This is a genomic window from Hydrogenobaculum sp. 3684, assembly GCF_000213785.1.
Taxonomy (GTDB): domain Bacteria; phylum Aquificota; class Aquificia; order Aquificales; family Aquificaceae; genus Hydrogenobaculum.
This window is the reverse complement of sequence record NC_015557.1, coordinates 545,330-560,581: the sequence shown is the minus strand read 5'-3', so window position 1 is coordinate 560,581 and position 15,252 is coordinate 545,330. Positions and strand designations below refer to the sequence as shown.

The window sequence follows — 15,252 nt, the reverse complement described above, 5'->3', positions numbered from 1 at the left end:
ATTATACCTGTTTTTGGCTTTTAATATGCTATAATATGTTATTAGCCCTGGTAGCTCAATTGGATAGAGCATGGGACTACGGATCCCAAGGTTGCGGGTTCGACTCCTGCCCAGGGCGTATAATATCTTAGAAAAACGATCCAAGTACAAAAGATATCTTTTCTCTTGCGGTATCTCCTGGTACTGGTTTGGTTTTAAAAGCAAGGTCAAGTCTCACTGGTGCATAAGAGGTTATAAATCTTATACCTACACCATAGCTTCCAAGCCAATTGCTTGGTTTTAGACCAGACCAAGAATCCGCACCTCTACCAGTATCGTAAAAGGCGTCTACGTAGAAGATGTTTTTGTATAGAGGATAATCCGTTTCAAAGTTTAACACAATCTCCCTTGTAGCACCTATTGGTTCATCAGCTGAGTCAAGAGGACCAGCGTAACCGTAACTATAACCTCTTATCGTATAGTCACCACCTACGAAAAATTCATCATCCAAAGGTACAACCGAATTGGAATATGCTTGAGCCCAACCAACAGTCTCTCTCGCTGAGAATATTGTACCGGTGTAGAATATATGGTCTTTTATAAAGTTTGCGTTTGAAAGCACAATTTTCTGGAATTTTTCACTACCACCAAGCACCGGTAAAGCAATTGTGTATGTTAAAGATTGAATAGATCCCTTTGAAGGGAACAAATAGTAATCTGTGGTATTATGAGAAACCGAAAATATTAACTTTCTTGCTTGCCAAGTGCCCGCTTGAGATTGGATTACCGGCGGAGCAGAAGATGATATGTCAGAATACGTTACTTTTTGTATGCTTGTGCCTAAGCTTGCATACCAATATTCACCAAATTCTTTCGTAAAGGTTAAGTCAAAACCAACTCTTTGCACAGTGTAGTCTACATAGTAGATCTTTGTATCGTATAGTGATCCAGTTACATCTATAGGTTTGTTAAACAACCATTTGTGTGTATAGCTTATTGAGTCGTTTTGATAATTAGCACCGTATGATAAAGATACGCCAGCTATATCACCGGTACCTAGGAAATTACCTTTCCTAATGGATGCAAATCCAGCAAGACCAGTTACCTGATTGTAGCCAAGACCCACTGAGAACTGACCTGTATATCTTTCTTGGATTTTTGTATATATATCATCAAAGTTATCTGGTTTTGGCACTGGTACTATTTGTACGTTGTCGTAGTAGCCTAAGTTCATTATACGGTCCTTTGATCTACTTAGTTCGTGTCTTGTAATAAGGTCGTATTCTTGTACCCTCATTTCTCTTCTTATAACATAGTCTCTTGTTTCGTAATTTCCTCGTATATGGATTTTACCAGCGTATACTGGACCACCTTCGTAAACATGAAAAACTAAATTCACAGTTTTATTTTTAAAATCTGGTTTCTTTTTTACGCTGGTGTATTCATTGATGAAACCTATCTTGCCGTATTTATCATATATTCTTTTTTCTATAAGTTTTATTATAGATTTTTTATAATACCTTTTGCTATCTCTGTGCTGTATTATTTTATCTAAAAGTTCATCTTCAGAATACATTTTGTTTCCTTTGAAAACTATCTTACCTATTTTATACCTTGGCCCTTCGTTTATTTTGATGGTTATATTTACCCAGTGTCCATGTTTTTTAATAATGGGTTTGTTTATTTGGACTTCAAAAAAACCTTCATTTTCATAAAATTTTTTCAATCTCTTTATATCATCCATGAGTATATGTTTGTTGAAAGGGGGGTGCCATCTAAAAGCCAAGAGACTAAAGGGTTGCGTTTTCATATGGTCCAAGAGCCTACCGTCGCTAAAAGTCTTGTTACCTATAAAATGAATGTCACTCACATAGGTAGGTTTTGTTTCCTTTATATAAAACACCAGTCTTGATGCCCCTTTAACTGGTATTATCTTATAGGTTACACCCACATGAGAGTATCCAGCTTCTTCATAGGCTTTTTTGATACGGTTTATAAGCTCGTGGATTTGTTCTTCGCTTAAGACTTTTCCTAATTGGAATTGTTTTATAATTTCTATCTTCTCATTTATGCTGGAAGATGGCGTTAAACCTCTAGTAGCTTGATTTAATCCAAATTTTCCTACCTCCGTTTCTATGCCAAGTTTTCTGGCAAGGTCTTTAGAGCTCAGTCTTTTGTTGCCTTTAAATTCTATACGATATATAATTGGCAAATCTTGTACAATGTATATAAGTTTTACATGATCGTCCTTTTTTATTTCTTTTACTGCTATATTTTTGAAATATCCAGTTTCATATAACCTTTTTATATCCTCATCCAGCATAGTTTGAGAAAATTGCATACCTGGGTGCAGCTTCATAAACCCTTTAATGAGACCTGATTGTATATATTTGTTTCCAACAACTTCTATTTTTGATATAGTTTGGGAAAAGCCAAAAGATACTAACAGCAATATAAATAAAAATACTTTTTTCATTAATATTTCCTCTCCTCTGGTTTGTAAATACTTGTGTCTACCTCTTTGTAGCTTAAGTTAAGCTCACCATTTTTATATTGTACCAGCGAATGTTTTAAAAACTTCTCATCGTCTCTTTCCTTGTAATCTTCTCTCCAATGCCCACCTCTTGATTCTCTTCTGTTTAAAGCGCATAAAGCTACCGCTCTTGATAATTCAAGCATATTTCTTAACTCTAAAAGCTCAATAAGATTTGTATTAAATATTCTTGATTTGTCTGAAACTGGTATATAATACCACATATCCAATAGTTTTGTGAGTTCTTCATAAGCTTCTTTCAAAGAGCTTTCCGTCCTAAATATACCCATGTTAAACCATGTTATTTCCCCCATTTTATTTCTTACTTCGTACAGTTTAACATTTCCTTCTCTTTGCATCAAAGAGTTTATATAAGCTTCAGAGTTTATTACAGGATTTTTATTTGAAAAATCGGAATTTTTTGCATATTCACGTGCATATTCACCAGCGTATTTTCCAAACACCACAAGCTCAGTAAGGGAATTACCTCCTAACCTGTTGGCGCCGTGTACTGATACGCAAGCACACTCTCCTATAGCTAAAAGCCCTTTTACACTTGTTTGGGAGCTTTTAAAATCAACAACATCTATACCCCCCATGCAATAATGAGCTGTAGGTCTTATGGGTATCGGAGCTTTTACAGGGTCTACGCCTTCAAAATCGATGGCTAATTGCCTTACCTGAGGTAATCGTTCATTTATTTTTTCTTCTCCCAAATGTCTTAGGTCCAAATACACATATGCAGATGTTCCTTCTCCTACACCAAGACCGCTCTTTATTTCAAGTTCTATCGATCTTGATACTATATCTCTTGGGGCTAACTCCATTTTATTTGGAGAATATTTCTCCATAAACCTTTCACCCTTAACATTTAAAAGGTATCCACCTTCTCCCCTCGATGCCTCTGAAAGAAGTATACCAGTTTTGGCAAGACCCGTTGGATGAAATTGGATAAATTCCATATCTTTTAGAGCCAGACCTTTTCTTAAAGCTACCGCTTGCAAATCTCCGGTGTTACCAGAGGCGTTGGTGCTTCTATGCCAGTATATCCTTGCAAAGCCACCCCCAGCTAATATGGCTACTTTTGTTTTTACATATAAAACCGTTGAATCTTTTATATTTAAAATCTCAATACCTTGCAAAGTATCATCTTGTATGTCTAAGTCAAGCAAAAAATACTCGTTGAAGAAATCTATATTTTCTTTTGACATTGCTTGTTCAAATAGTGTATGTAGAAGTACGTGGCCTGTTCTATCCGCGGAATAAACGGTTCTTGGAAAAGAAGCTCCTCCAAAAGGCCTTTGAGCTATTTTACCGTCGCTTGTCCTTGAAAAAGGGACACCCATTCTATCTAACTCGTATATCACGTCTGGAGCATTCTTACACATAAACAAGACAGCTTGTTGGTCTGCTAAAAAATCGGCACCTTTTATTGTATCAAAAGCATGTTTTTCTGGTGAATCGTTTGGATCAGCTACTCCTATGCTAGCGTTCATACCACCTTGAGCGGCACTGGTATGAGACCTAGTTGGGAAAACTTTAGAAACAACCGCTATTTTTATGTTTTTATCTTTAGAAGCTTCTATGGCAGCCATTAATCCAGCACCACCGCCGCCTATTACAACGATATCGTACTTTAGCATATAAATATTATATATGAAAAACCAAAAATTTACCGAGATTGGTTATTGGAATTTTGAGCATTCGGGATGATGCCCCAGTTTCTTTCTATTTGTTCCCATTTGTTGTTTGGATTTTCATATTGTGCAAGCGTGGTAAGTTCACTTCCTTTTATATTAAGTATTGTTATTTCAACCCTTCTGTTCATAGCTTTATTTTCTGGTGTTGTGTTTGGTACCAATGGATGGTACTTGCCATACCCAGCGATCTTTATCTTTGATGGATCAAAACCTTTAGATATGAAGTACTTAGCAACAGAAGCCGCTCTATCGGTAGACAGTTCCCAGTTTGAGGGAAATATAGGTGTATGTATAGGAGTGTTGTCTGTGTATCCATCTATTTCTATGGGATTTGGCAAGCTCGAAATTATTTTGTATATAGAATCAAGCAATGGATAATACTTAGGTTCTATATCAGCGCTACCGCTTTTAAACAATATAGTGTCTTGAAGTATTAGCTTGATACCCTGAGGCACAAGTTTAACTTTGAACTTACCTTCTAAGCCTTGTTTTTTCAGCATTTGCTCTATTCTTTTCAACTGCATATTTATATATGTCCCTTTTTGTGTTAGTTGAACCCTTGGAAGTACTGGTTGTGGTAATATTTGAGTTGGGAGCGTTTGTTCAAATGGAAGTATCCTCATGCCCATAGCTTTTGCAAAAGCCTCTGCATATATTGGTATAGCTTTAGCTCCTCTCATTATTGCGTATAAAGCAATGAAAAGAGCTAAAAGAAGTGTTAAAAAATCAGCGTATGGTATAGCCCATCTTTCAGAAGCTTCTTCCGGACATTTTTGTTTTTTAGCCATATTTATCACGCATAAGCATTAAGCTTTTCTTCTATAAGTCTTGGGTTTTCACCTTTTGCTATAAGCCTGATACCCTCTATTGTCATATAACCAGCCATAACTATCATGTCAAGTTTTGCCTTTGATTTTCTACCCCATGGTCCAAAAATAAGATAAGAGCTAGTGATGCCATAAACGGTAGCCACAAAGGCTGTGGATATACCTTCAGCTAACTTATTTGGGTCGTTTAGCTGTGTTAAAGCGTGCATCAATCCAAAAACAGCTCCGGTTAGACCCATAGTAGGTGAAGTTTCTGAACAAGTTTTCCAATACTCTACTCCTATCTTTAGTTCTTCCTCTTCTTTTGTAAGTTCTGCTTCTAATATAGAAACTATTGATTCTTCATCCATGCCAAGTACCATGAGCTCAACGCCTCTTTTTATAAGAGGATCTTTTATTTCGTCTATACTAGACTCAAGACTCAGTATACCCTCTTTACGAGCTTTGTTAGCTATTTCCAATATCTCTTCCTTCGTTTTTTCTGGGTTTACTATGCTTCCGCTAAAGACCATTTTTAGGGCTTTTATTATATAACCTATCTTGCCAGCTGGCACGGAACCAAGCACTCCCAAAAGGGTAGATGGTACTACTATTAAGAAAGCAGGAGGCTGTATTAAAATTGCTAGATGAGCCCCATCTAAGAAAGCTCCTAACAAAAGTGTACCAAAAGCCAAAAAACCTATAATAGAGAATATATCCATACACTATACCTAAATATCGGATAATTTATCCAATATTTTAAATATATCATATTTTTTTATTCTAAAAGCTGCTTTGTTGCATATTATCTTTGCATATGAATCAAATATTTTTTCCATCACTACGAGACCATTTTCTTTTAATGTTTTCCCTGTTTGAGTTATATCAACTATATAATCGCTTAGCCCTATTATGGGAGCTATTTCTACCGAACCGTTTAATTTTATAATGTTTATAGAAACGTCTTTGTCTTCAAAGAAGCTTCTGGCTATATTTACATACTTTGTAGCTACTTTTGTAAAATGAAGTATTTTGTAATCTTCAATTTTTTCTGGTTTTCCGGCCACTACCATACTACATTTACCTATGTTTTCCAAATCTAAAATTTCATATACTTCTTTTGGTTCTTCTTTCATCACATCTAACCCTACCACTCCTATATCTGCCGCTCCTTGCTCTACGTATGTGGCTACATCTGATGGTTTTACTATTAAAAATCTGAAGTAATCTATATCAACTATTAGTTTTCTACTTTCTTCAATTTTAAAAGGTATTATATCGCTCTTAACAAGCAAATCTGAAACTTCTTCTAGCAGTCTTCCTTTTGGTATTGCTATTTTAAGCATCAAATTCTGGTTTTAATCTTATAAGCACTTCACCGGGATTTATAACTTCTCCTATTTCTACCAGAATTTCTTCTACTTGCCCATCTATTGTGCTTTTTATCTCATTTTCCATCTTCATAGCTTCTACTATTAAAAGCGTATCGCCTTCTTTTACCTTATCGCCTATGCTTACCTTTATATCCACAACCTTACCTGAGATGTTTGAAGATATATCGCCTATGTCCTGGGCTTTTGGCCTTTTTGGTTTTACAGATGTTCCTTCTGGTATATCAACACTGCTAAATTTTTGTTGGGAAACTGTTATTTCTTTTATTGGTTCAACGGTAACTTCTTCTAATTGATCGTTTATTCTTATGAAGAAGAGCTTTCTATCTTTTGACATACCTTCTCTACCAACTATTTTTATATTAAACTGCTCACCATGAACGGCTATGTTAAATTCAACAGGCACGTTTTCGTTGCAATCGCTATATGTATACTCTATTTCTTTTTGTACCAAGCCTTTTTCAAATTTTTCTCGCCATTCGAAAAACTCTTTAGCTACTACTGGTAATATGGCGTAAGAAAGTACGTCTTCTTCATTTCTTGCGCCTGCATAGTAGGCTTCTTTTCTTATTTCATCTAATTCATTTTGAAGAAGGTCGGCTGGTCTTATATCAAAATAGACTTTATCTTTTTCGTCTTTTAATATCAATTCCATAATTTCTGGTTTTATAGGGGCTGGTGGTTTTCCATATAAACCTTTCACATAATCTTTTATTTCTTTCGTGACAACCTTATATCTTTCTTTATTTACTACGTTTAGAAAAGCTTGAGACCCCACCATTTGACTTGTAGGTGTCACAAGAGGAGGGTATCCTAAGTCTTCTCTAACTCTAGCTACCTCTTTTAACACTTCTTCCAATTTATCTTCTAAGTTTTGTTCTTTGAGCTGACTTATAAAGTTACTAATCATACCACCTGGTACTTGGTGTGTTAATACGGATACGTCTGGATAAGGAGGTAGTGTGTCGTATTTTTTATACTTTTTTCTAACCTCTCTAAAAACATTGCCAGCTTCTTCATAAAGTGCTTGGTTTACATCTATTTGATAGCCAAATTCCTTAAAAACATGTATCATTGTTTCTCCAGACGGATGGGAAGTCTGAGATGCCAAGCTATAAAAAGCCGTATCAAACATAGTTGCTCCAGCTTCTAAGGCTTTAAGCTGGGCCATGTTAGCAAGTTCTGCAGTGGTTTGTGTATGTACGTGTATAGGAAGCTTAAATTCTTGTTTTAGAGCTTTTACCAAATCAAAAGCCATTTTTGGAGTTAATATGCCGGCTTGATCTTTTATAGAAATTATATCTATACCCATATCTACTAAATCTTTTGCTATTTTTACGTAGTATTCGACGGTATGGACTGGACTTGTTGTATACGATAACACTCCTTTTACTATAGCATTTAAGCTTTTGGCAGTTTCTATGGCTTTTCTCATGTTTCTAACATCGTTTAAAGCATCAAAAATTCTAAAAACTTCTATTCCATTGTCGTAAGATTTTTTAACAAAAGCCTCCACAACGTCGTCTGGATAATTCCTATAGCCTACGATATTTTGGCCTCTTAACAGCATTTCAAGTTTGGTATTTTTTGCGATGTTTTTAAATTGTTTTAAACGTTCCCATGGATCTTCTTTTAGATACCTAAGACACACATCAAATGTAGCGCCACCCCACACTTCCAAAGACCAAAATCCACATTTATCCAATATTTCTAACGTAGGAAGCATGTCTTCTGTTCGTACTCTTGTAGCTAAAAGGCTCTGGATACCGTCTCTTAGACTAACGTCGGTAAAGTATAATTTCTCCATATCACTATTATACACTAAAATGGTAAAATAATTTTTTATGGTTGAAAAGCTAAAGACCTATTGGGAAAAATTTTTGGATTTTATTACATTAAACCATGAAGTACCCATTCACATGTTGCTGTTGTCGTTTTTAACAGGGTTGTTGGGCGGTATAGGTGCTATAGTTTTTAGATCTATGATAGCATTTTTCCACAATCTTTTCTTCTATCAGAGGATAGATATTTTTTATAATGCCGATAAACATAGTTTACCAAGCCCCCTTGGATGGTTTGTGATGTTTGTACCACCTTTGGTTGGTATGGTAGTAGTTTATATAGTCCAAAACTATGCTATAGAAGCAAAAGGTTTTGGGACGCCAGAGGTTTTATATGCGATTTACTATAGAAAAGGTAAATTAAGGCCTAGGATAATAGGGGCGAGAATATTGGCTTCTTCGATATCGATTGGTTCTGGTGGATCTGTGGGTAGAGAAGGCCCTATAGTACAAATAGGTGGTGTAATAGGTTCTACGCTAGGGCAAATATTTAATTTAGAATATTGGCAGATATATACACTTATAGCTTCTGGTGCTGGCGGTGGCATAGGGGCTGCTTTCAACACTCCTTTGGCAGGCGTGGTTTATGCTTTGGAGGTTATATCCCCAGAAGCAAGCGTAAGGACCATAATTCCAGCTATAATATCTGCTGGAGTTGCAGGCTATGTGAGTAGACTTTGGTGGGGCAATAAACCTTCTTTTATAGTGGAAAATACCAAGTTTGTAATACCTTCTCTAAAGGCCATACCTTTTGAAGCTATAGCATTTTATACACTTTTGGGTATCTTGGTTGGTATAGGCGGTGCTATGTATGTATATTGGGTATATTATTCTGAAACAGTTTTTATTAAAATCTCAAAAAACCCTTACATAAGGCATTTTATAGGTATGACTATAGTGGGTTTTTGTGCTGTTATGTTTATGCATTTTACAGGGCACTACTACGTACAAGGTATAGGATATTCTACCGTTCAAGATGTGTTAAGTCAAGCTATAAAAAATGCTTGGTTTTTAATATTTTTATTCTTCATGAAGCTTCTCTTAACTGGTGTTTCTCTTGGTTCTGGTGGCTCTGGTGGTGTGTTTTCTCCTGGTATTTTTATGGGTGCTACGTTGGGTGGGGGTATTGGGCTTTTGGCTAAGCAAATAGATCCACACATTCCCATCAATATGGTATCGTCTGGTGTAGTTGGTATTGCAGCGATGCTTAGTTCTACGGTAAGCGCTCCTATTACCGCTGTAGTTATGAGTTTTGAAATGACAAGAGATTATAGAGTGGTGGTCCCGTCGATGATAGCTGCTGGTGTAGCTTTTGGTGTAAGGCGTATGATAATACATTATAGTATAGATACATTTAAACTAGAAAAACAAGGTTTTCATATACCAGAAATATATGTAAGAGTTTTACATTATCCTCATAAAGATGACTAACAATGGGCGATACAGGGCTCGAACCTGTGGCCTCCACCGTGTGAGGATGGCGCTCTCCCAGCTGAGCTAATCGCCCTTAATTAACTAAAATATTTTAATAAACCTTCTACTATCTTTTTAGTATCTATCTCATAAGAACCGTTAGCAATTTTGGCTTTTATCTCTTCAATCTTCTTTGACATATCTTTTATATTTTCGTCGGAGTTTGAATTTATATTTTTGGCTATAGATGATAGTTCTACTTTGTAAGCCTGCTCACTGTTTTCTTGTGGTGTAACCTCTTCGGCTCCAACACTAATGCTTTGTTTTTGCACTTTATCTTTCTTTGCAATAGAAGTATCTAGCCCAGCGTTTCTAGTGATATCTCCTTCTATCCTACTCATATAACACCTCTATGTAAATATCGGAATATAATTAAAATATTTTAATATAAATTGTTTGCAAGGCTTTTATGAATATAAAATAAAGCTCTGGCTCCCAAAAGCAAGGATGCCATTAACCAATCTATCCATATCAAGAAAGCTATTATTAACCAAAGCGATGCGTAAACTATGCTTTTAATAAGTAAGTGTGATATGTATACTGTTATTATATATTTTAAAAGCAACAAAGCTAAGGATTCTACAGCGGATACTGCAAGTACATAAATTTTACGAATATTCTTGCTTGGTATAAAAATGCTGTATACAGAATAAAAAAATACTGTAAAAAACAGTAAATAGCTGAGATTTTTAGTAAATTCCAAAGGTAGGTTAAGATGTTTGAACACCAAGCTTATATAAAACAAATAAACAGAACCACCAGTAAATACTACAACGAAAAACATTAGGTACAAGAAATACATAAACTCTATGCGTTTTGCCTCTTTTTTATCCCACATCAACGCTATGGCATAATCTAAATCTTTTATAAATCCAGTAGAAAAATATAGAGATACCAAAGCTCCTATAATACCTGCTTTTAACCTCTTTTGCTCTAAATAGGATATGTCTTTTATTATTTTATTTGTAAAATCTGGAAACACAGCGCTAAAGTGATATATATAATTGTCTATTTTATTTTCTAAAAACATATGTAGAAAAAAACCAGTCCCAAGTATAAGGGGCACTATCGCCATAATAAAACTAAAAGATAAAGCACCGGCATGATAGAGTATCTTTAATCTAAAAAAGTCCAATACAAAGTTTATTAGGTTTTTCACATACTTAAAATGCCGCTGTGAGTAGAACTATGATACCAGCTACAATAACTCCAAGCACTATTATTGTAGTAACAAGGTCAACAGCACTCATTCCTTTTTCCATATTAAACTCCTTTAGTCCTTTTTAAGACTACCTCTTTAAATTCCTTAAGCGTTGGATTTATATGTATTGTCTCGCTTAATTTTCCTTCCAACACTTCCATAGTCTTATAGCCATTACCAGTAATATATGCTACTACAATTTCATCTGGCTTGAATTGCCCTTGTTGAGCTAGTTTTTTCAATACAGCTATAGTGGTACCACCTGCTGTTTCTGTAAATATCCCTTCTGTTTGAGCTAAAAGCTTCATACCTTCTATTATTTCGTTGTCATCTGCTGTTTCCCAAATACCACCAGTTTTTCTTACTACATCAAGAGCATAAATACCATCTGCTGGATTTCCAATAGCTATTGATTTCGCTATGGTATTTGGTTTTACTGGTTTTACAAAATCAAGCCCTTCTTTAAAAGCTTGGGCTATCGGTGAACATCCTAAGGCTTGAGCCCCGTATACCCTAGTGTTATATTTATCTATTAGACCTACTTTGTAAAATTCCTCTATTCCCTTGTATATCTTTGTTATAAGTGAACCGCTTGCCGCTGGAGCCACTATGGCATCTGGAGCAATCCAGCCAAGCTGTTCTATTGTTTCAAAAGCAAGGGTTTTTGAGCCTTCTGCATAGTATGGTCTTATATTTATATTTACAAAAGCCCATCCTAAATCGTTGGCAATTTCTGAGCATAGCCTGTTTACATCGTCGTAGTTTCCATTTACTGCCACCACTGTAGGATTGAAAACAAGACTACCTATAATTTTTTGGGATTCAAGATTTGCTGGTATAAAAACGTAGCAATTTAGATCTGATTGAGCGCAATGAGCTGCTACAGAATTTGCCAAATTGCCGGTGGATGCGCAAGCCCCAGTATCAAAACCAAATTCTTTTGCTTTTGATAAAGCTACAGATACAACTCTATCTTTAAAAGAAAGTGTTGGATGGTTTACCGAATCATCTTTTATATATAAATTGTTAAGACCAAGTATTTTTCCAAGTTTATCAGCTTTTTTAAGAGGGGTAAAACCAGCGGTTAGGCCAACGGTTGGATTTTCTACAGGTAGTAAATCTATGTATCTCCATAAACTTTTTGGGCCTTTTGATATACTTTCTTTGCTTATTGTGCTTTTAATATAATCATAGTCATAATTTACTTCCAAAGGACCAAAACAAAACTCACAAACGTGTATTGGCTCGATGGGATACTCACGCTTGCATTCTCTACACTTTAGTCCTTTGAGTTTTGCCATTTCTTAAAAACCTCCAAAAATGTGATAAATAATTATTATAACTCTTTCATACAGCGCTTGGTATATTTTCTTGTTTAGATGCTTTTATGGTTTGGAACAAGCTTCTTCCAGTTTTTTTTCTTGCTATCTCCATAAGCCCAAGAGCCGTATATCCATAGACTGTGGTTTGGACGTTGTCTTTTGAAAAGCCATTTTTCAATACATCAAGCACCTCTTTTCTATGGGCTTGATCTTTCATAAAAATAAAATCTATCATTATGATACCACCTAAATTTCTAAGCTTTATTTGTCTTGGTATTTCTTTGGCTGCTTCCAAGTTTGTGGAGTAAGAGCTTGATTCTATACAATCACAGGTATTTTTACCGCTATTTACATCTATTGTAGTCATAGCCTCCGTTTCTTCTATTACTAAAAAACCACCGCTTTCTAACCATACATACTTGCTTAAAAGCCTGTTGATGTGCTTTTCTACTTCGTATAAGTTTTCTAACTTCTCTTTATCAATAATCATTTCGACGTTTATATTTAAATCGTTTGCCAATATGAAACTCACTATGTTGTTATAAATTTCTATATCGGATACTACAATTTTCTCTATACCACCAACATAATCTTTTATCATTGATATATAGCATGGCTCTTTAGGTTCTAATTGCATAATAGCTTTGTGAGATATGTCTCTTATGAGCTTTGCTTTTTTCCTATAAAATTCCAACTCTTGTTCTATTTTCGATATGTCTACATTTTTAGCTTGAGTCCTAATAATTACAGATTCTTTTTCTCTTAAAAGCCTATAAACTTTGTCAACGTAATCGCTTTTAAAATTCTCATCAAAAAGATGTGAGGTTTTTACAGATTTATCAGCCTCATAATATATTATGTACTTTCCTTTAAAAGAGAGTTTGGTGGTTAATTTAGCTCCTTTAAATTTGGATGGTTCTTTTTTTACTTGAACAACAACATAATCTCCTATTTTATATTCTTTATCAGCTTCTTTGAAAGGCAGATATCCATCTTTTTTTAAACCTATATCAACAAAATATCCTTCTACTCCGTTTGCGATAGATTTTATCTTACCTAAAAAAATAGATGAGCTATATTCAGGATCGTTTATGTTGTCTACTTTAATATCTAAAAGTTCGTTACTTTTAAAAAGCATTGAAAATATTAAATCATTCTTTTTATATACTACCAATTTCATCTTTTATATTATCTAACATTTTTAATATTTTAGCTGCTCTATCAAAAGATTCATCTTCTAAGCCATCTAAAAACTGCTCTAACATATCCATAAGCTTGTTGCCATCTTTTCTCGTATAGGAAGTCCCATCCTCTAAAATAATTTCTTCATCTGCAAAATTCATAAAGATGCTTCCTTTGTTGGTATGAACAGTCCAACTCCTATCTATAAAATGGTGATTCCAAGCTACTTGCAGCTGAAACGGTGTTTCATTGTTTACTTTTCCTGTTAGCTCCCAGACGTGTCCAACTCTAACGTTTTCTATTGTAACATCTCCAAACAAATACAATAGATTGTAGAGATCATGCCAAGCTAAATCCCATATAGGATTTATATAACCTCTTCCTTTGTTTAGTCTTTTGATCTCTATGTATTTTGGCTTTATGTGTTTTGGAAATTCTTTTATGCAAAGCGAGAATCTTTCAATTTCTGATATCCATATTTTATTCTTGAATTCTGATAAGCTCATAAACTCTTCATAAGATGTGGCTGGTGGTTTTTCTATAAGTATATCAGCTCCAGTTTTTAACAACATTTTTGCTATATTTACATGTTGAGTAGGGTCTGTTGCTATGATAGCCTTAGAAATAGATGAATTTAAATCACCTATATCGCATACATAGGGAAATCCTTTATCTAATATTTTATTAACATCTCTATCACAAAGTATAATATCATTGGTTAATTGCTTTAGTACGTTTAGGTATTTATTGCCCATGTTACCAACGCCTATCAATACAACGTGTTTTTTTACATTCATAACTCACCTAACTTGTAAGATTTAACTAAAAGTCTTTGTTGCTCTATTATGTAGCTTCTTATATCCTCTTCTTGCTCTTTTGTTAGACTTTCAAATTTTATACCATAACAAAAATGGTCTATAGCATCAAATTTATTTCTTATGGTACCAAATATTATCAAATCTTTATTGTATATATGGAACTTTACAAATACCTTCTGAAGATCTGGCAAAGATTTACTGGTGCAAAACCTTGTTCCTCCTATACTCAAATCCTTTATCACTCCTTCTATAAGATTATCTTCTTCTGGTTCTGGTAAAATCTTTTCTTTTTCATAAGCTTCCAGTTCTTCGGATGTAGGAATGTATATATGTGCTTTTAAACTCAACTCAATTCTTACTGCGTCCCTGATAGGTGTCCTTGTAACTTTATCTGAATGCTCTAACTTGTACAAAATTCTACCAGAATCTTGAGATATTCCAACAACTTTTGAAGTAAAAGATGTTTGAACGTAGTCTTGAGTGATAAAACTAAACGTTATAACATCTCCTATCTTGATAGGGCTTTTGTTTATGTTGTAAAGTGCTAGATAGATATATTTTTCGTCTTTATCCCATACAACAGCGTCGTATTGTCTTTCGTTAAACAAAATCTTTCCGCTTTGATATAGCTCTATGTCTTTTGTGCTAGATATAGGTAAGAACCATGGCACTTTTTCAAAACCAAGCTTATGTCTTAATTGGGTTATAATATCCGCAAGAGATGTATCGTTTTTTAAGATCTTTGATGCTATTATTTCAAAAACCTTTTTATTATTAAAAACTAAAGATATGTTCCATCTATAATCTTTAGAATATTTCCACAACAATTCAGCTTCCAACTCTGTTAGTCCATATTCTTTGGCTTTTTTGAAAAAATCTTCTTTTATTTTGTTTCTTTTTTTAATTTCTACTATCAAATATGGTATTAAAAAAAATAAAAATATAACAGTTAAAAGCATCCATAAAACTATTATTATATTTGTAGTGTTGGAACTGCTATACCATA

Annotated in this window: 13 protein-coding genes and 2 tRNA genes; 2 read left to right on the top strand and 13 right to left on the bottom strand. The window is 34.5% G+C overall.

Annotated features, from left to right (window positions below; genetic code table 11):
* Window positions 1-44: 44 nt before the first annotated feature.
* Window positions 45-118, top strand: a tRNA-Arg gene (locus tag HYD3684_RS03140).
* Between the two features lie 9 nt (window positions 119-127).
* Here the strand turns inward: HYD3684_RS03140 and bamA are convergent.
* From bamA to oadA, 6 genes are read right to left on the bottom strand one after another with little or no spacing between them, the layout of a single operon-like run.
* Entirely contained in the window at window positions 128-2,455 is a 2,328-nt protein-coding gene (bamA, locus tag HYD3684_RS03135; RefSeq protein WP_015419242.1) for an outer membrane protein assembly factor BamA, read from the bottom strand.
* Window positions 2,455-4,155 (bottom strand): FAD-binding protein, encoded by a 1,701-nt coding sequence (locus HYD3684_RS03130; RefSeq protein ID WP_015419241.1) that lies wholly within the window; start codon window positions 4,153-4,155, stop codon window positions 2,455-2,457. The genes bamA and HYD3684_RS03130 overlap by 1 nt, the downstream gene beginning before the upstream one ends.
* Window positions 4,156-4,184: 29 nt before the next feature.
* Complete coding sequence (locus HYD3684_RS03125) at window positions 4,185-5,000, bottom strand: flagellar motor protein MotB (protein WP_015419240.1); 816 nt, start codon at window positions 4,998-5,000, stop codon at window positions 4,185-4,187.
* A 5-nt stretch (window positions 5,001-5,005) separates the two neighbouring features.
* Entirely contained in the window at window positions 5,006-5,740 is a 735-nt protein-coding gene (locus HYD3684_RS03120) for a MotA/TolQ/ExbB proton channel family protein (RefSeq protein ID WP_015419239.1), read from the bottom strand.
* Between the two features lie 9 nt (window positions 5,741-5,749).
* Window positions 5,750-6,364, bottom strand: coding sequence for an ATP phosphoribosyltransferase (hisG, locus tag HYD3684_RS03115; protein WP_015419238.1), 615 nt, complete (start codon window positions 6,362-6,364; stop codon window positions 5,750-5,752).
* Complete coding sequence (oadA, locus tag HYD3684_RS03110; RefSeq protein WP_015419237.1) at window positions 6,357-8,216, bottom strand: sodium-extruding oxaloacetate decarboxylase subunit alpha; 1,860 nt, start codon at window positions 8,214-8,216, stop codon at window positions 6,357-6,359. Before oadA ends, hisG begins: the two co-directional genes overlap by 8 nt.
* A 37-nt stretch (window positions 8,217-8,253) precedes the next feature.
* Here oadA and HYD3684_RS03105 point away from each other — a divergent pair, with 37 nt between their 5' ends.
* Window positions 8,254-9,681 (top strand): chloride channel protein, encoded by a 1,428-nt coding sequence (locus tag HYD3684_RS03105; RefSeq protein WP_015419236.1) that lies wholly within the window; start codon window positions 8,254-8,256, stop codon window positions 9,679-9,681.
* A gap of 3 nt (window positions 9,682-9,684) precedes the next feature.
* Here the strand turns inward: HYD3684_RS03105 and HYD3684_RS03100 are convergent.
* The 7 genes from HYD3684_RS03100 to HYD3684_RS03070 all read right to left on the bottom strand — a co-directional run bounded on the left by HYD3684_RS03100 (window position 9,685) and on the right by HYD3684_RS03070 (window position 15,205).
* A tRNA-Val gene (locus HYD3684_RS03100) sits at window positions 9,685-9,757 on the bottom strand.
* Between the two features lie 4 nt (window positions 9,758-9,761).
* Window positions 9,762-10,064: a flagellar biosynthesis anti-sigma factor FlgM gene (gene flgM, locus HYD3684_RS03095; RefSeq protein WP_015419235.1), complete on the bottom strand. Its 303-nt coding sequence runs from the start codon at window positions 10,062-10,064 to the stop codon at window positions 9,762-9,764.
* Window positions 10,065-10,105: 41 nt separating this feature from the next.
* Complete coding sequence (locus HYD3684_RS03090; protein ID WP_015471347.1) at window positions 10,106-10,882, bottom strand: YhjD/YihY/BrkB family envelope integrity protein; 777 nt, start codon at window positions 10,880-10,882, stop codon at window positions 10,106-10,108.
* Between the two features lie 104 nt (window positions 10,883-10,986).
* Complete coding sequence (gene thrC / locus HYD3684_RS03085; protein WP_015419232.1) at window positions 10,987-12,225, bottom strand: threonine synthase; 1,239 nt, start codon at window positions 12,223-12,225, stop codon at window positions 10,987-10,989.
* A gap of 46 nt (window positions 12,226-12,271) precedes the next feature.
* Window positions 12,272-13,426: a ribonuclease E/G gene (locus HYD3684_RS03080; RefSeq protein WP_015419231.1), complete on the bottom strand. Its 1,155-nt coding sequence runs from the start codon at window positions 13,424-13,426 to the stop codon at window positions 12,272-12,274.
* The gene (locus HYD3684_RS03075) at window positions 13,407-14,225 is read right to left on the bottom strand and encodes a Gfo/Idh/MocA family oxidoreductase (RefSeq protein WP_015419230.1); all 819 of its coding nucleotides are present in this window, start codon (window positions 14,223-14,225) and stop codon (window positions 13,407-13,409) included. The genes HYD3684_RS03080 and HYD3684_RS03075 overlap by 20 nt, the downstream gene beginning before the upstream one ends.
* Window positions 14,222-15,205: a PilZ domain-containing protein gene (locus HYD3684_RS03070; protein ID WP_237698627.1), complete on the bottom strand. Its 984-nt coding sequence runs from the start codon at window positions 15,203-15,205 to the stop codon at window positions 14,222-14,224. The genes HYD3684_RS03075 and HYD3684_RS03070 overlap by 4 nt, the downstream gene beginning before the upstream one ends.
* Window positions 15,206-15,252: the final 47 nt, after the last annotated feature.